Here is an 18,295-nt window from a genome sequence, read left to right as displayed (position 1 = left end):
ATTTGCTTCAGCGCAATCTTCAAACGAGGATTTCATGAGCTTTGAAATAGAAAACACTTCGGATATTATAAAACCAAATCTGCTGTCCAATCACCCGCTGGGAATGTACATTTCCCGAATAAACCATAATTTCAAAGTTCGCACTCCTAAAAAATACTCATTTTCATTAGACGTTTCAAGTGGAAATGTGATGTTGCCTTATGTCAAATCTTATGAATTGTTAAATCCTGAAGATCGGGAATATGCTGCAAATTTTCCTTGGCATGACCGAGAATTCAAATTTGACCTCAATACGGTTCCTGCCCAAACCAAAGAATTCATCGCCGATGGAGTGATAAGATCTTACAAATTCACATTTTCCTTATCTTTAACTGTGCATCATGAACTTAATTTCAGCGTTCGTGCGTATTCATTAGATAAAGGAAAATATCCCTTTTCAGTATTTACTTCGGATGAATCTATTGAGTGGTTTCACAGTACTATTGCCGGAGGTGAAGATCCTTTCTCAAGACGATATTATGGATTAGACCAAGCGAAAATTTCTTATCGAGACGAAAATAATAATTTCATCACAATGAATAATGGCGACTTCAGAATACCGGGAATTGAGATAAATTATTTTTACTATCCGCAATTAGAGATGAATAAAAGCCATAAAATATACTTGAATTTCGGAACTCATTTAGGAATCAATATTTCGAGATATAATCCAGTAGCTGACATCGGAATTTCTTCATCGGCACTAAAAAAGATTGTTGTGAGAGACAAAAATATTTTAAGCGTAGGCGCAAGTACTGGTGCTTTGCGACAAAAAGTTATTCAGTTTGGCGACAGAGTAAACATAAGCAATCAAACTTTTCTGTATAGTTTTGAAGGACTAATTGATTATAAGAAGAAACTCCGAAACAACAATTCGATTTCGTATGGAATCAATTATGCTTTTCAGACATCTTTCAACAAAAAAAATAATTTTGACCACATCATTTTGACTGGAGAAAGAATTAAAACGCATTGGCAACAAACCTTCTCGCATTTGTATAAAAATCTGGAAGGATGGAATTTTATTTGTACCTACTCCGTTAAGCAATTCTCCTATTTTGTGTCTCTAAGAGAAGATCTTAGACTGGATAATGCTCCTGATTTACAGACTAGTTTTGGTGTGAAAATGACATTCAAAAGATAATTACACCAATAAAAAATAAAGATTCATGAATAAATTCTTCAAGAAAAACAACTAATTATGTTGTTCCTGAAAAACATTCAATAAAACTTCGCCATCAATTATCGCGTTTGGTGCTTCATTCATCAACTTAAGAATTCGTTTTGTAGCTACAGGATTAAGTCCCATTTCAAGTGATATTTGTTGGATTGCAATTGATTCTTTTTGGTGTAAAACTCCGTCACTATACATCAACAAAGCCAATCTATAAAACTGCTGAATACGTAAAAACTCGGATTTAATAGGGATTTGGGGTAGTTCCTGATGAAATAAATCTTTAAAAACATTCATCTCGAAACCCAGCTCATTAGCTACAATTGCCAAAAATTCATATTCTCTTTTATGCAAATGCCCATCAACAGTAGAAAAAGCAATCATCTCTAAAACTAAACTTCTTTTTTCTTCGAAAGTATTCATCAAATTATTATTTTTAGCTAAAATATTGTTTTTAAATCAAAACACAAAAACTAATAATGAATCGACTAAAGTTCCTACTCCTTCTCTTCTTTTTTACCATCGTAAAAATTACGGCTCAAGGCGAAGAGACAAAGAAGAGCAAGGATTCCAAACAAGTTTCTACTTTTACTATTGAAGCGCCGCAACTTCAAACCACAAAGAAAATTTGGATTTATTTGCCCGAAAATTATTTAACTTCAAAAAAGAAATTCTCCGTAATTTATATGCATGATGCGCAAAATTTGTTTGATGCTAAAACATCCTATTCGGGAGAATGGAATGTGGATGAAAAACTGGACAGTCTAAAAGCACAGGTTATTGTAGTAGGAATCGAACATGGAAATGACAAACGAATCGATGAATTAACGCCTTTTAAAAATGAAAAATATGGTGGTGGTAAAGCGGACAGTTATTTAGAATTTATCGTAAAAACATTAAAACCACACATTGACAAAACCTATCGAACAAAAACCAAAAAGAAAAATACTATTATCATGGGAAGCTCATTGGGAGGTTTGACTTCCTATTATGCGGTTTTAAAATATCCCACAATTTTTGGAAAAGCAGGTGTTTTTTCGCCTTCGTTTTGGTTTACCAAAGACATCTACACGCTGACAGAAAAATCCAAAAAGATAAAATCTAAAATATATTTTATGTGTGGCGATGCTGAAAGTGACGATATGGTTTCGGATTTGAACAAAATGGAATATTTACTGAATTCTAATCGATGTTACTGCCTTAATTTAAATAAAAAAACAATTGTAAAAGACGGAAAGCACAATGAAAAACTATGGCGCGACGGTTTTGTCGATGCAATTTTATGGCTTGGTTTCTAAAAAATCCAGTTTCAAACAAACACAACAAATAGTAAAATTAAACCCCAAATGGAAATAATCTTAAGAGAATACGAGCTCAAATTAAAACATACATTCACGATTTCGAGAGAATCGATTGACTCTCAGCCTTCTTTGATTGTGGAATTAAAAAGTGATGGTTATTCCGGTTTTGGCGAAGCAACTTCAAATCCTTATTACAAGACAACCGTTCCGGTAATGATGCAGGATTTAGAAAAAATTCGGACTATAATCGAAACCACTACAAATGAAACTCCTGAAGATTTCTGGGCAAAAATACACCCGTATTTAAAACACGATATGTTTGCGCTATGCGCTTTGGATATGGCATACAATGATTTATATGCGCGCAAAAAAGGAAAGAAATTATACGAATTGTGGAATTATACCACCGACAAAAATCCATTGACAGATTACACGATTGGAATTGCATCCATCGAAAAAATGGTGGCAAAAATGAAGGAACTGCCTTGGCCGATTTATAAAATAAAATTGGGAACCAAAGAAGATATTGCCATTGTCAAAGAACTTCGGAAACATACCGATGCCATTTTTCGAATTGATGCCAATTGTGGTTGGGGCGTAGAAGAAACTATTAATAATGCTGCGGAATTAAAAAAATTAGGTGTGGAATTTTTGGAACAACCCATGAAAGCCGACAATTGGGAAGGACACAAGGAAGTTTTTAAACATTCGGTTTTACCGATTATCGCTGACGAAAGTTGTATTATAGAAGAAGATGTAGCCAAATGTCATAATCATTTTCATGGTGTGAATGTGAAGTTGGTAAAATGTGGCGGACTGACGCCCGGAAGACGAATGATTCAGGAAGCCAAGAAATTAGGTTTAAAAACGATGTTGGGTTGTATGACTGAATCTACTGTTGGAATATCAGCCATTGCGCATTTATTGCCACAACTGGATTATGTAGATATGGACGGCGCATTGCTTTTGGCTGAAGATATTGCCACAGGAGTGAAAATCGATTTTGGAAAAATAAACTATTCAGAATTAAACGGAACGGGTGTAACTTTAATTTAGGATAAATGAAAGTCAACCAATTTCCGGATCGAACAATTGAAATCGAAAATGAAGAATATCTCTATTTTGGCGGAACTGCTTATTTAGGTTTACCAACGCATCCTGAATTCCAAAAGCTGATTATCAAAAATATCTTGCAATGGGGAACCGCATTTGGAAGTTCAAGAAGCGCTAATGTTCAATTGAGCGCATACGAAAAAGGAGAACGATTTTTAGCCAATTTCATCAAATCCGATGCCGCACTTACGGTTTCTTCCGGTATGCTAGCGGGGAAATTAGTTGTTGAAACATTAACTCCTGAAACCGATTTATTTTTTCATTTTCCGGATTCGCACGCGGCCATCAAAGTGCCAAATAGTTTACCAGTTTTTATCGGAGAAAAATTAAATCCTCGTTTGTTGGATAATAGAACTGAAAAAATTACGATTCTAACGGATTCGGTTCCTTCTTTTCATGTACAACCGGTCGATTTTACGATTCTAAGTTCTATTCCGTCTAATAAAGAAATCACTTTGGTTATCGACGAATCACATTCACTTGGAATTTTAGGAACAAATGGTTGCGGAATTATTTCGACAATCAATCTTTCTAATATTAAAAGGAAAATCATGGTATCATCTTTAGGTAAAGCGTTTGGATTAACGGGTGGAGTAATTGCAAGCGATTCTGAGTTTATTAATAATATGTCAACTCACGATACTTTTGTTTCCAGTGCTGGTATGAATGCAGCCTTTGTGCAAACCATGGCTGATGCAGCAGCGATTTATTTGCAACAGCATCTGAAATTAAACGACAATTTAAACTACATTAATGCTCATTTAATTAAAAACAAAGCAGTCCTTTTTGATCCCGAATATCCGCTCATTTATCCGGAAATCGAAGGAATAAATGAAATTTTCACGGCGAATAAAATTATTGTAACCAATTTTAAATATCCAACGGACACTAAAGATTTAAACAGAATTGTAATTACTGCCAATCATAAAAAAAAAGATTTGGATACCATAATTCACTTTCTGAACCAAAACCAATTCTGAATCTAAAATTGTGGTCCAATTGCTTTTAAACCGTACCTTTGTAAAAAATTAGAATATGATGACAAATAACGATATCTTTAAAAAACTTCGTGTAGCATTAATGTTGCGTGACGATCAAATAGTTGAAATATTAGAATTAGTAGATTTTAGAATCACTAAATCAGAATTGGGTGCTTTTTTCCGTGATGAAAAACATGAAAATTACATGGAATGTGGTGACCAAGTGTTGCGAAACTTCCTAAATGCATTGGTAATTCACTTGCGTGGAACGAAAGAAAATCCAAAAAACCCGAATGATGTTTTAGCCAAACATAAAGCTCAAATTCCTGTAAAAGAAGGAGCTTCGGAAAGAGCAGAATTCAAAGCAAAACCAAGAGACGAAGAAAGATCAAGAGGCGATGAAAGTCCTTCAAAATCGAAACCTGCTGCAAAGAAACCGTTCAAAAAACAATTCTCAAAAGGAACTCCAAAAGTTCAGGTTGTAGAGAAAGTGAAATTTAATTTCGGCAAAAATAAAAAATCATAACTGTGAAAACGGCATTAATTATTGGCAGCACCGGTTTAATAGGCTCAGAATTATTGAATTTACTTTTGGAAAGTTCACATTACGCTAAAGTAATCACTTTCGTAAAAAGAGATACAGGAATAAAGCATCCAAAATTGACGCAACACATCATTGATTTTGACAAGCCGGAAACCTATAAAAATTTAGTTGTTGGCGATGATTTCTTTTGCACGATTGGTACAACAATCAAAAAAGCGGGAAGTAAAAAAGATTTTAGAAAAGTAGATTTTGAATATCCTAGACAGTTTGCGGCTTTTGCTTTGCAGAATAAAGTTCAAAAATACTTGATTATTTCTTCTCTTAGCGCTGATGCAAATTCTGGAAATTTCTATTTGAAAACAAAAGGAGAAATTCAAGATTTTCTTAAAGATTGTAATTTCGAAAGCGTTGCTGTATTGCAACCTTCACTTCTTTTGGGAAACCGAACTGAATTCAGATTAGGAGAAAAAGTGGGCGCTTTCTTCATGAAAACACTTTCCTTCTTATTCCTTGGAAACTTGAAAAAGTACAAACCCATTGAAGGTAAAACAGTAGCTAAAGCACTTTTGAAAATTGCACAAAAAAACGATACAGGTTTCAAAATATATGAATCGGATGTGATTCAAGAAATTGGAAACTAATACAATATCAAAATCCTGAATGAGAGTTCAGGATTTTTTTATACAATTAAAAGTAATTTTCCATAAAAAGAATTTAAGAGCTACAACTTAACATTGAACATCCTACTTTATCTCTGGCCCAATCGGGTCTTTTGGCAAACCATTTTTGAAAATTTGGTTGTTCATCATACGGTTTTTTTAGCATTTCGAATAACTCGTTTAGCAAAGAATAATCTCCCTTATCCGCATCATCAATACACAATTGCGCCATGTAATTTCGCAGCACGTATTTTGGATTAACTAAATTCATCTGCTCTTTTCTTTCAGAATCAGAAAGTGCTTCTTCATTAATTCGAAGGCTGTACTTCTCTAACCAATCGTGCCAATCTTTCAAAATAGTTTGATCCAAATCCTTTTCATTATAGAAAGCATCCTTTATGGAATTGAAAGCGGTTGTTGCTGCATCAGCTTTGGATAAATTACTTAGATTTCTAAAGAAAATAGTCATGTCAGTTTCTACCTTTTCAAGCAATTGAGTCAAACTTTGAATCAAAATAATATCTTGTTCTTTTTTGATTTGTAACCCGAGCTTATTTTGCATCATATTCAAATACTCTTTTTCATAATCCGCACTAAAAGCATCTAAAATAGTTTCCAGCGGTTTCGCTTCCTGAATTAAAGGATACAACGCATTCGCCAATTGATACAGATTCCACAGCGCAATTTCAGGTTGATTGCCAAAACGGTATCTTTTATGTTGGTTATCGGTTGTATTTGGCGTCCAGCAGGAATTATAATCTTCCAACCAACCATAAGGTCCATAATCAATTGTGATACCGTGAATAGACATATTATCGGTATTCATAACGCCATGAACAAAACCTACGCGTTGCCAGTGCACAATCATATTCAGCGTTGTTTGAGTAACTTCTTGAAAAAACGCCAGATATTTTTCTACACCCTCTTTTTGAATATGAGAAAAATGATGTTTGATAGTAAAATCAGCCAGTAATTTGAGATTAACATGATCTTCACGCGAAGCAAATAATTCAAAACTACCGAAACGGATAAATGAAGGAGCCACTCTACAAACGATAGCGCCTTTTTCATAAGCAGGATTACCATTATACAAAACATCACGCAACACTTGATCGCCAGAAAGCATCAACGAAAGCGAACGCGTGGTAGGCACACCCAAATAATGCATCGCTTCGGCACATAAATGCTCTCGAATGGAAGAACGCAGTACGGCAAAACCATCTGCAGTTCTGGAATATGGTGTAGGCCCTGCTCCTTTTAGTTGTAATGTGTACGACTTATTTTCATGAACTACTTCAGTAAGATTGATAGCGCGACCATCTCCTAATTGTCCGGCCCAATTCCCAAATTGATGTCCAGCATAAGGCAAAGCATATGGTTTTGTGCCCGGAAAAATGGTGCTTCCTGAAAAAGTATTTAAAAAATCAGCGGAAAGTATATCTTCCTGAGAAAGACCAATCGCATTAGCTGCTTCAATTGAAGTATGAATTAGTGAAGGATTTGAAGGCTTTTTTGGTAATACAAACGAGTAGCAGGCCTGATGAACCTGTCTTGGAACATTGTTTTCATTAGAATCAGCAGGTAATTCGGCAGTAAAATTATTTTGTATCTGAAGTTTCATAATTACTAAAAAACATTAAAAACAAAGATAATCGTTGTAAACCAGAAAACTTTACACTTTCAATTATTATTATGATTTGTTATCTTTAAAATTGTCGCCGTTCCAAAAAAAAATCCTGTTCGCCGTAGCAAACAGGATTTTCAATATATAACAATTTTTCTAATTAAGAAAGTGCTGCTTTTACTTGATCGGCTGCTTCTTGGAATTCAACAGCTGATAAAATTGGCATTCCTGAATTATCAATTAATTCTTTTGCAATAGCTGCATTTGTACCTTGTAAACGAACAATGATTGGCACTTTAATTGCATCACCCATATTTTTGTAAGCATCAACTACTCCTTGCGCCACACGATCACAACGAACGATTCCACCAAAAATATTAATCAAAATTGCTTTTACGTTTTGATCTTTTAAGATAATACGGAAAGCAGTTTCAACACGTTTTGCATCAGCAGTTCCTCCTACGTCAAGAAAGTTAGCAGGCTCAAAACCAGCATACTTAATTAAATCCATGGTTGCCATTGCTAGACCAGCTCCGTTCACCATACATCCTACAGTACCGTCAAGATCTACATAGTTCAAACCAACTTCTTTTGCTTCCACTTCGATTGGGTTCTCCTCACGAATGTCACGCATATCAGCATATTTCTTTTGTCTGTATAAAGCATTATCATCGATATTTACTTTAGCATCTACAGCCATAATTTTATTGTCAGATGTTTTTAAAACCGGGTTGATTTCAAACATCGATGCATCAGATCCAATATAAGCATTGTATAAAGAATCGATGAATTTTACCATTTCTTTGAAAGCATTTCCAGAAAGACCTAAGTTAAAAGCAATTCTTCTTGCTTGAAAACCCTGTAATCCAACAGAAGGATCTACTTCTTCAGTAAAAATTAAATGAGGAGTGTGTTCTGCAACTTCTTCAATATCCATTCCACCTTCAGTAGAATACATAATCATGTTACGACCTGTAGCTCTATTTAATAAAACCGAAACATAAAACTCAGAAGTTTCACTTTCACCAGGATAATATACATCTTCAGCGATTAAAACTTTGTGTACTTTTTTACCTTCAGCAGAAGTTTGAGGTGTAATCAATTGCATTCCGATGATTTGCTCTGAAATCTCTTCAACTTGTTGTAAATTTTTGGCAAGTTTAACTCCACCACCTTTTCCACGTCCACCTGCATGAACTTGGGCTTTTACAACATACCAACTTGTACCAGTTTCGGCAGTTAATTGTTTTGCAGCAGCAACAGCTTCTACAGGGCTATTAGCAACGATTCCGCGCTGAATGCGAACTCCGTAGCTAGCTAAAATCTCTTTTCCTTGATATTCGTGTATGTTCATAATATAGAATTTGTCTGGCTTCTGAATTTCTTTCAGAATAAAAGTGCCACAAAAATAGCAAAATTAAACTTAACTGTTATTTTTTTTTTTAATTAAATATAGGTCAAAATAGAGATATTTTAAACAAAAACAGAACGCTCTCCTATTTTAAAAAAATATAAAAATTAATTACAAATTTGTTATAAATAATCACGATTAATGATTGGCAAAATATTTCTTTCAAAATCAACGCTTTAATCAGTATTTTGTCATTTCCATTTTATCGAAAAATCAAATCGGATGTGTTTAAATATCATTATTGAGATTTATTTAACCTTTTTCTATTAGAACTGTAAAAACAAGCCATTTTTAACCTTTACACCTATTATATGTTACTAAATCTTTAATTTTGTAGAAAAAAATTTAAGCATGAAAGTTAAAGAACAAGGCCTTTATTTGCCCGAATTTGAACACGACAATTGCGGAGCAGGATTCATTTGTAATTTAAATGGAATTAAGTCAAATGATATTATACACAAAGCACTGGATATTCTAATCAAATTAGAACACCGGGGCGCTGTGAGTTCAGATGGTAGAACTGGAGATGGAGCAGGAATATTATTTGATATCCCACATGATTTTTTTAAGAAAGTTTGTGAATTTGATATCCCGGAAACTAAGGAATATGCAGTAGGAATGGTTTTTATGCCAAAAAGTAAAAACCAAGTTGTTTTTTGTAAAACCACTTTTGAAACATCAATACGAGATCAAAATCTAGAAATATTAGGATGGAGAGACGTTCCGGTAGACGCATCAAATTTAGGACGAATTGCCGGCGAGAAAGAACCAACAGTTAAACAAGTATTCGTAGTTAAAAATGGTTTAGACCTAACAGAACAACAATTTAACGCTAAATTATTTGCAGCGAGAAAAATAGCAGAACATGCGATTCGAAATTCAAGAATCTCAGAAAGTCACATGTTTTATTTTTCCAGTTTCTCGACTACTACCATAATATACAAAGGTTTGTTGATGCCGGAAGATATCAGCAGGTATTATACGGATTTATTGGATGACGATCTGGTAACCCGATTAGCTTTGGTTCACCAACGATTTTCTACCAATACATTTCCATCTTGGGAATTGGCACAGCCGTTCCGTTATATGTGTCACAATGGTGAAATTAATACACTCCGTGGCAATATTAGCCGCATGCGTGCTCGTGAAGAACTGATGAAAAGTGACGTTTTTGGTGATGATATCAAGAAATTATTCCCAATTATTTTAGAAGGAAAATCAGATTCCGCTTCAATGGATATGGTAATTGAACTATTGTTGATGACTGGTCGTTCTTTACCGGAAGCAATGATGATGGTCGTTCCTGAAGCTTGGGAAAAACACCAAACGATGTCAGCCGACAAAAAAGCATTTTACGAATATAACGCTTGTATCATGGAGCCTTGGGATGGTCCGGCTTCTATTCCTTTTACTGACGGAAACGTTATTGGTGCTTTATTGGATAGAAATGGATTGCGTCCTTCACGTTATACATTGACTAAAAGTGGTTTCGTAATTATGTCTTCAGAAATTGGTGTTCTTGATATCAAACCAGAAGATGTAATTCAACACGGTCGTTTAGAACCGGGAAAAATGTTCCTTGTGGACATGAACGAAGGTCGAATTATTGAAGATGACGAAATCAAAAATGCTATTGTTACTAAACGTCCTTACAAACAATGGTTGGATGAAAATTTAGTACAATTAGCTCAAATACCGTACACTGACAATGCAATTCCTGTTGAAAACATAGATTTTGAAACAAGACAAAGACTCTTTGGATACACTTTAGAGGATTTAAAAACAATCATAAACCCGATGGGAGCTCAAGGCGCAGAAGCATTAAGTTCCATGGGAAATGACACTCCGTTAGCGGTTTTATCAGATCAACCACAGCTTTTATATAACTATTTCAAACAATTATTTGCTCAGGTTACCAATCCACCTTTGGATGGTATTCGTGAAGAAATTATTACTGATATCAGTTTAGCGATTGGTGGCGATTATAATATTTTTGACATTGTTCCAAAGCATTGTAAGAAACTAAAAATTCAAAATCCAGTAATTTCAAACGAGGATTTAGATAAAGTAAAAAACATTGATCATGCTGATTTCAAATCAGTCACTATTTCCACTTTATACGATATCGAAAAAGGAGTAAACGGATTAGAACGTGCTTTAGAAAGAGCCGTACAAGCAACTTTCAAAGCAGTTACGGAAGGTTGTAATATTGTTATTCTTTCAGATAGAGGAGTTAGTGAAAAAATGGCTCCAATACCAATGTTATTGGCGTGTTCTTACGTACATCATTCGCTTAACATTCTAAAAGTTCGTTCTAAATTTGGAATCATAATTGAATCCGCAGAACCTCGCGAACCACATCATTTTGCCTTATTATTTGGTTACGGAGCTAGCGCAATCAATCCTTACATGGTGAATGAAATAATTCATAACCAAGTAAACGAAGGTTTTATCACTGGTGTGAAAGCGGATTATGCCATCAAAAATTATAACAAAGCTATTGCAAAAGGGATTCTGAAAATCATGAATAAAATTGGCATCTCGACATTACATTCGTACAGAGCGGCACAAATTTTTGAAATTTTAGGATTAAATAAAACATTCACTTCTAAATATTTCCCTTACACTCCTTCCCGAATTGAAGGAATTGGTCTGATGGAAGTCGAAAAAGAAATCAAGAAGCGATACCAAAAAGCATTTCCAAATTCAAAAGTCAGTAATTTATTGCCTTTAGAAATTGGAGGAATTTACCGATGGAGAAGAAATGGGGAAAAACACATGTTTAACCCAACAACGATCTCTAAATTACAACAAGCAGTCCGTCTAAATAGCCCTGAAAGTTATAAGGAATATGCCAAAATGGTCAATGATCAAAGTGAAAACTTGATGACTATTAGAGGTTTATTTGAATTTAATAACTTAGATCCTATTTCAATTGACGAAGTGGAACCATGGACTGAAATTGTAAAAAAATTCAAAACTGGTGCCATGTCATATGGCTCCATAAGTCAGGAAGCTCATGAAAATCTGGCGATTGCCATGAACAGAATTGGTGGAAAAAGTAATTCTGGAGAAGGTGGAGAAGATCCAAAGCGTTTCCAAAAAGACTTAAATGGAGATTCTAGAAATAGTGCTATAAAGCAAGTTGCTTCTGGAAGATTTGGAGTTTCTATAAACTATTTGACCAATGCCAAAGAGATTCAAATAAAAATGGCTCAGGGTGCAAAACCTGGAGAAGGTGGACAATTACCTGGAGAAAAAGTAGTGCCTTGGATTGCTGAAGTTAGGAATTCAACACCTTACGTTGGATTAATTTCACCGCCGCCACACCACGACATTTACTCTATTGAAGATTTATCACAGTTAATTTTTGATTTAAAAAATGCCAATCGTGAAGCTAGAATTAATGTAAAATTAGTTTCTGAAGTAGGTGTTGGAACAATAGCTGCAGGTGTTGCTAAAGCAAAAGCCGACGTGATTTTGATTTCAGGATACGACGGAGGAACCGGAGCAGCGCCGTTAACTTCACTACAACATACGGGTATTCCTTGGGAACTTGGACTTGCCGAAGCGCAACAAACATTAATCTTAAATGATTTAAGAAGTCGCGTAGTTTTAGAATGTGACGGACAATTAAAAACAGGACGTGATGTCGCTATTGCTGCATTACTTGGAGCTGAAGAATTTGGTTTTGCAACCGCTCCTTTAGTAGCATCTGGTTGTATCATGATGAGAGCATGTCACTTGAATACGTGTCCAGTTGGTATTGCAACGCAAGATCCTGAATTGAGAAAAAATTTCAAAGGAACGCCGGAACACATCATCAACTTCATGTATTTTATTGCTGAGGAGTTGAGAGAAATCATGGCACAATTAGGGTTCAGAACATTAAAAGAAATGGTAGGACAATCTCAAAAATTGAATGTCAATAAAGCCATCAAGCATTATAAAGCAAGTGGATTAGATTTATCTACAATCTTATATAAGCCAGAAAAAGCTAAAGAAGTTCCAAACCATAATACAACTACACAAGACCATGCTTTAGACCATGTACTTGATTTTGAAATTATAAAAGCGGCTATTCCTTCTATTTATAGAAAAGAAAAAACAAGAGTCACTTTTAATATTAAAAATACGGATCGTTCCGTTGGAGCTATATTGAGTAATGAAATTTCAAAAATTTACGGCGCTCAAGGATTGCCTGAGGACACCATATTAGTTGATTTTGAAGGTTCTGCCGGACAAAGTTTTGGTGCTTTTGCAACTAATGGTCTATCCTTCAAGATACATGGAAACTGTAATGATTATTTAGGAAAAGGACTTTCCGGAGGTAAATTAATTATCAAAGTCCCACCTGCTGCCACTTTCAAACCAGAAGAAAATATCATCATTGGTAACGTTGCACTTTATGGAGCAATCACTGGTGAAGCGTATATAAATGGTATGGCTGGAGAACGTTTTTGTGTGAGAAATTCTGGAGCAACAGCTGTTGTAGAAGGGATTGGAGATCATGGATGCGAATACATGACCGGAGGAACTGTAGTGGTTTTAGGAAAAACAGGAAGAAATTTTGCTGCAGGAATGAGCGGTGGTATTGCTTATGTTTTTGATCCAAATAAAAAATTCGATGCCACATTATGTAATATGGAAATGGTCGCTTTTGAAACATTAGAAGAGGATGATTTTACTAAACTGAGACGTTTGATAAAAAATCATTCTATGTATACTAATAGTCCTTTGGCAAAAAGGATTTTAGAAGATTGGGAAAACCAACGCAACCATTTTATCAAAGTAATGCCTACAGATTACAAAAAAGCATTGCAAAGATTAGCCGAAGAAAAACAAATTGAAGAACTACTAGCACTATAGTCATGGGAAAGATAGGAGGATTTAAAGAATATACTAGAACCGACGAAAGTAATGTTGCTGTTCCAGAAAGAGTATCGAATTATAATGAATTTACAATTCCGTTAACCAAAGATAAAATCAAAGAACAAGGATCCAGATGTATGGATTGTGGGATTCCATTTTGCCACAGCGCTTGTCCATTAGGAAATTTGATTCCAGATTTTAATGATATGGTGCATCAGGAAGAATGGGAAAGCGCCTTGGAAATATTACAATCAACCAATAACTTTCCAGAATTTACAGGCCGTTTATGCCCTGCTCCATGTGAAAAATCATGTGTGTTAGGAATTATCAGCGAGCCGGTAGCAATCGAAAATATTGAAAAAAATATTATCGAAAGAGGTTTTGCTGAAGGTTGGATCAAACCACAAACACCAGAAGTCAGAACAGGGAAAACTGTAGCTGTAATAGGTTCTGGTCCTGCTGGTTTAGCGGCTGCACAACAATTAAATCGTGCTGGACATACTGTTACTGTTTTTGAAAGAGACAATGCCATTGGTGGATTATTGCGTTATGGAATTCCAAATTTCAAATTGGAAAAAGGAATTATTGACAGACGCGTTGCTGTTTTAGAAGCTGAAGGAATCACTTTTAAAACGAATGTAAATGTTGGCGTAAACTATAGTATTGAAGAATTGAACACTTTTGATTCTATAGTATTATGTGGTGGCTCAACCGAACGAAGAAGTTTGCCTACTAAAGGAATAGAAAGTAAAGGAGTTGTTCAAGCAATGACTTTCTTGACACAACAAACAAAATCACTATATGGTGAGGTAGTTGCTGATCAAATAGTGGCGACCGGTAAAGATGTGATCGTTATTGGTGGTGGAGATACTGGTTCTGATTGTGTGGGAACATCAAACAGACATGGAGCCAAATCGGTTACTAATTTTGAAATTTTACCAAAACCACCAGTTGGAAGAAGTGAAACTACACCTTGGCCATTTTGGCCATTGCAATTAAAAACTTCCTCTTCACATGAAGAAGGTTGTAATAGAAACTGGTTAATCAACACCAAAGAATTCATTTCTAATGAAAAAGGAGAACTTGTAGGTTTAAAAACCGTTGAAGTGGCCTGGAAAATGACACCGGGACAAAGACCTGAATTGATAGAAAAAGAAGGTTCAGAAAAAATATGGCCTTGTGATTTAGCCTTATTGGCACTTGGATTTACAGGCCCAGAGAAAACATTAAGTGATCAATTAGGGTTAGAAATTGATATGAGAAGCAACTATAAAGCGACCAATTATCAAACGAATGTTTCTCATATTTTTACTGCGGGCGACATGCGAAGAGGACAATCATTAATTGTTTGGGCAATATCTGAAGGCCGTGAAGCTGCCAGAGAAGTCGATAAATACTTGATGGGATATACCAATTTACCAACCAAAGGAAATGGCGATTTACCCAACTTGTAGTGCTGAATACCATTTTATAACCCTTGATAAAAAAATTTGTCAAGGGTTATTTTTTTTATAAAATTTCAAATAAATGTTTAATTTATAACTTTTTGTTAGAATTTGTTAGAATTCATTCATTAGCTTGTGGGACTAAATAAAGAGTAATAAATTTGCTCAAAATTAATAATCATGCAATCAAAAGACTTAGTACAATTAGCAGAACAATTTGGCAGTCCATTATACGTTTATGATGCCGAAAAAATACAATCTCAATACAACAGATTAACGAAAGCTTTTTCAAAGGTAGATAAGTTGCGCATCAATTATGCAATGAAGGCTTTGTCGAATGTTGCTATACTTCAGTTATTAAAAGAAATGGGGTCAGGATTAGATACTGTTTCCATTCAAGAAGTATTATTAGGACTTCATGCCGGCTACGACCCAGACAAAATATTTTACACTCCTAATGGTGTTTCTCTTGAAGAAATTGAAGAAGTATCGGCGATGGGAGTTCAAATAAATATTGACAACTTATCCATATTAGAGCAATTTGGTACAAAATATCCAAATGTTCCAGTATGTATTAGAATAAATCCGCACGTAATGGCTGGTGGAAATGCAAATATATCTGTTGGTCATATTGATAGTAAATTTGGTATTTCGGTACACCAATTGCCTCATTTAGTTCGTATTGTTGAAAACACTAAAATGAACATTGTGGGTATCCATATGCATACCGGTTCTGATATTTTAGATATCGAAGTATTTTTGTATGCTGCAGAAATATTATTTGATGCCGCAAGAAACTTCAAAAACCTTGAATTCCTAGACTTCGGAAGTGGATTTAAAGTACCTTATAAAAAAGACGATATCGAAACTGACATTGAAGAATTAGGTAAAAAATTATCCAAAAGATTCAATGCCTTTTGTACCGAATATGGAAAAGAATTAACCTTGATATTTGAACCAGGGAAATTTTTAGTAAGTGAAGCAGGTTTCTTTTTGGCTAAAGTAAATGTAGTTAAACAAACTACTTCAACAGTTTTCGCAGGTATAGACAGTGGTTTTAATCATTTAATTAGACCAATGTTTTATGGTTCACAACATCATATCGAAAATATATCACATCCAAAAGGGAAAGAGCGTTTCTACTCCGTGGTAGGATATATTTGCGAAACCGATACTTTTGCCAATAACAGAAAAATTGCAGAAATAAAAGAAGGTGATATTTTATCTTTTAGAAATGCAGGAGCCTATTGTTTCTCCATGGCTTCCAATTATAACTCGAGATACAAGCCCGCCGAAGTTTTATGGATGAATGGTGAAGGCCATTTAATCAGAGCACATGAAACCTTTGAAGATATTCTTAAAAATCAAATTCCGTTACCAGTAGCTGTAACAACAAAATAAACTAAATAATCCCATTTACCACCGTGAATGGGATTGTTTTTTACATTAAAAACCAATCTCTTTGTAAAATTATTTTATTCCAAAAAATAATCAATCCTTAACATACTCAGTGAAAGAGTTTCTTTATTTTTGAACTTCTTACAAAAAAACTAACAATGAATAGACGGAAATTTTTCAAGAACGGTTCTTTATTTGCTATTGGTGCTACACTCCTAAATCCTTTTGAAGGTAGTGCGAACAAGCTAGATTTTGACACTTTAAAAAAAAATAAAAAAGCAAAAAATATAATTGTAATCGTTAGTGACGGAATGAGCATTGGTACACTCAACATGGCTGATATCTATCTAAATAGAAAAACAGGTAAAGGGAGTAATTGGATCCAATTGTATAAAGACAACAAAGTAACACAAGCATTGATGGACATGGCATCAGCATCATCAATTGTTACAGATTCCGCTGCAGCAAGTTCTTGGATATGCAAATAAAAACTGCACATTAAGTTAAGCTACATTTTTGTAATTAATTTGATTATTAAATTCTTCAATAGTTGCATAATTCAAAGCAGAATGTCTCCTTTTTCTATTGTACCAAATTTCAATGTATTCAAAGATTTCTAGTTTCATTTGTTCTTTAGAAATCAGTTTGTTCCCATAAATCAATTCCGTTTTCAAAGATTTGAAGAAGCTTTCCGCCACAGCATTATCCCAGCAATTTCCTTTACGGCTCATACTGCGGGTTATTTTTTTATAGGAATCAAGAACATTTACAAACTTTTTACTGGCATATTGAACACCTCTGTCAGAATGAAAAATCAAACCTTCATCAATATCTCGGTTTTTAACCGCCATTTTCCAAGCTCCAAGCGTAGTTTCTTCTGTACTCATTCCGTCACTCAAACTCCAACCGATAATTTTTCTGTCGTATAAATCCATAATAGTGGTCAGATATACAAACCCCTCTTTAGTTTGGATATATGTAATATCCGAAACCCAAACTTTTGAAGGCATTTTTACAATAAACTCTCTGTTTAATACATTTTCGACAACTAAATAATTATGATTTGAGTTGGTTGTAACTTTGAACTTCTTGCTTAATTTGCTCCGTAAGCCAAGTTCTTTCATATATTTTGCAACTGTAATTCGTGAAACTTTATAACCTAAATACTGTAATTCCAATGTTATTCTAGGACTTCCATATCTTTGCTTGGCTGCAAAATAAATCAATGTTATCTGTTCCTTTATGGTAATTTTTAGTTGTTGTCTTGCTGTGATTGCTTGTTTTTTCCATCGGTAATAACTTCCGCTGCTCACTTGTAGAACTTTGCACATTTTTTCAATCGGGAATAGTTGTTCATTGCTTTTTATGAAACTATAAATCATCGAACGCTCTTGGAAAAAATGCCGATTGCTTTTTTTAATATATCACGTTCTAACTCGGCATCTTTGAGTCTTTTCTCCAGTTCGTGGATTTTTTCTTGCTCGGGAGTGAGTTTTAAATTTCCTTTCCCAGGAAAACTTCCTTCTCCAAATTCCTCAAACTCTTTACGCCATTTATACAACTGTGGTGCTGTGACTCCCAACTCTCTGGCGAGTTCTGATACATTTGTTCTATCATAACTCAATTGAACGGCTTTTCCTTTAAAAGCTTTGTCATAAATTTTGCGGACTTGTTTCATAGGCTAAAATTAAGATTATTTCTTAACTTTCTGTGATGGCTAAGTTAGCATGTCCAA

The 18,295-nt window shown here is 34.7% G+C and carries 14 protein-coding genes; 10 read left to right on the top strand and 4 right to left on the bottom strand.

Annotated features, from left to right (window positions below; genetic code table 11):
• Positions 1–34: 34 nt before the first annotated feature.
• Positions 35–1,183: a hypothetical protein gene (locus BMX64_RS04385; protein ID WP_244273225.1), complete on the top strand. Its 1,149-nt coding sequence runs from the start codon at positions 35–37 to the stop codon at positions 1,181–1,183.
• Positions 1,184–1,234: 51 nt separating this feature from the next.
• Here the strand turns inward: BMX64_RS04385 and BMX64_RS04380 are convergent, their stop codons facing one another.
• A complete protein-coding gene (locus tag BMX64_RS04380) occupies positions 1,235–1,636 on the bottom strand; it encodes an excinuclease ABC subunit B (RefSeq protein WP_091166573.1) in 402 nt (133 codons plus the stop codon).
• A 56-nt stretch (positions 1,637–1,692) separates the two neighbouring features.
• Here BMX64_RS04380 and BMX64_RS04375 point away from each other — a divergent pair, with 56 nt between their 5' ends.
• The 5 genes from BMX64_RS04375 to BMX64_RS04355 are packed head-to-tail and all read left to right on the top strand — an operon-like array spanning position 1,693 to position 5,792.
• A complete protein-coding gene (locus BMX64_RS04375; protein ID WP_091166572.1) occupies positions 1,693–2,511 on the top strand; it encodes an alpha/beta hydrolase in 819 nt (272 codons plus the stop codon).
• 48 nt (positions 2,512–2,559) lie between these two features.
• Positions 2,560–3,570, top strand: a complete 1,011-nt coding sequence (locus tag BMX64_RS04370; RefSeq protein ID WP_091166571.1) for a dipeptide epimerase — start codon at positions 2,560–2,562, stop codon at positions 3,568–3,570.
• 5 nt (positions 3,571–3,575) lie between these two features.
• Positions 3,576–4,607 carry an aminotransferase class I/II-fold pyridoxal phosphate-dependent enzyme gene (locus BMX64_RS04365; protein WP_091166570.1) on the top strand — a complete coding sequence of 344 codons (1,032 nt, stop codon included), beginning with the start codon at positions 3,576–3,578 and terminating at the stop codon, positions 4,605–4,607.
• 58 nt (positions 4,608–4,665) lie between these two features.
• Positions 4,666–5,133, top strand: a complete 468-nt coding sequence (locus tag BMX64_RS04360) for a DUF1456 family protein (RefSeq protein WP_091166569.1) — start codon at positions 4,666–4,668, stop codon at positions 5,131–5,133.
• A gap of 2 nt (positions 5,134–5,135) precedes the next feature.
• Complete coding sequence (locus tag BMX64_RS04355; protein ID WP_091166568.1) at positions 5,136–5,792, top strand: Rossmann-fold NAD(P)-binding domain-containing protein; 657 nt, start codon at positions 5,136–5,138, stop codon at positions 5,790–5,792.
• 73 nt (positions 5,793–5,865) lie between these two features.
• Here the strand turns inward: BMX64_RS04355 and BMX64_RS04350 are convergent, their stop codons facing one another.
• On the bottom strand, positions 5,866–7,434 hold the full coding sequence (locus BMX64_RS04350) for a protein adenylyltransferase SelO (RefSeq protein WP_208858960.1): 1,569 nt from the start codon (positions 7,432–7,434) through the stop codon (positions 5,866–5,868).
• A gap of 160 nt (positions 7,435–7,594) precedes the next feature.
• On the bottom strand, positions 7,595–8,788 hold the full coding sequence (gene sucC, locus BMX64_RS04345) for an ADP-forming succinate--CoA ligase subunit beta (protein ID WP_091166566.1): 1,194 nt from the start codon (positions 8,786–8,788) through the stop codon (positions 7,595–7,597).
• Positions 8,789–9,196: 408 nt separating this feature from the next.
• Here sucC and gltB point away from each other — a divergent pair, with 408 nt between their 5' ends.
• The 4 genes from gltB to BMX64_RS04325 all read left to right on the top strand — a co-directional run bounded on the left by gltB (position 9,197) and on the right by BMX64_RS04325 (position 17,048).
• Positions 9,197–13,714, top strand: coding sequence for a glutamate synthase large subunit (gene gltB, locus BMX64_RS04340; protein ID WP_091166565.1), 4,518 nt, complete (start codon positions 9,197–9,199; stop codon positions 13,712–13,714).
• Between the two features lie 2 nt (positions 13,715–13,716).
• The gene (locus BMX64_RS04335) at positions 13,717–15,171 is read left to right on the top strand and encodes a glutamate synthase subunit beta (protein WP_091166564.1); all 1,455 of its coding nucleotides are present in this window, start codon (positions 13,717–13,719) and stop codon (positions 15,169–15,171) included.
• A 171-nt stretch (positions 15,172–15,342) separates the two neighbouring features.
• Positions 15,343–16,563 carry a diaminopimelate decarboxylase gene (lysA, locus tag BMX64_RS04330; protein WP_091166563.1) on the top strand — a complete coding sequence of 407 codons (1,221 nt, stop codon included), beginning with the start codon at positions 15,343–15,345 and terminating at the stop codon, positions 16,561–16,563.
• 155 nt (positions 16,564–16,718) lie between these two features.
• Positions 16,719–17,048: an alkaline phosphatase gene (locus BMX64_RS04325; RefSeq protein ID WP_143056054.1), complete on the top strand. Its 330-nt coding sequence runs from the start codon at positions 16,719–16,721 to the stop codon at positions 17,046–17,048.
• A gap of 15 nt (positions 17,049–17,063) precedes the next feature.
• Here BMX64_RS04325 and BMX64_RS04320 read toward each other — a convergent pair.
• A protein-coding gene (locus BMX64_RS04320) for an IS3 family transposase (RefSeq protein WP_244273223.1) occupies positions 17,064–18,238 on the bottom strand; the annotation gives its coding sequence in 2 pieces (ribosomal slippage) (positions 17,064–17,971 and positions 17,971–18,238; 1,176 coding nt in all).
• Between the last annotated feature and the right edge of the window lie 57 nt (positions 18,239–18,295).

This window comes from Flavobacterium sinopsychrotolerans, assembly GCF_900110375.1.
GTDB classification, from domain to species: Bacteria; Bacteroidota; Bacteroidia; order Flavobacteriales; family Flavobacteriaceae; genus Flavobacterium; species Flavobacterium sinopsychrotolerans.
This window is presented reverse-complemented; position numbering and strand designations above follow the sequence as displayed.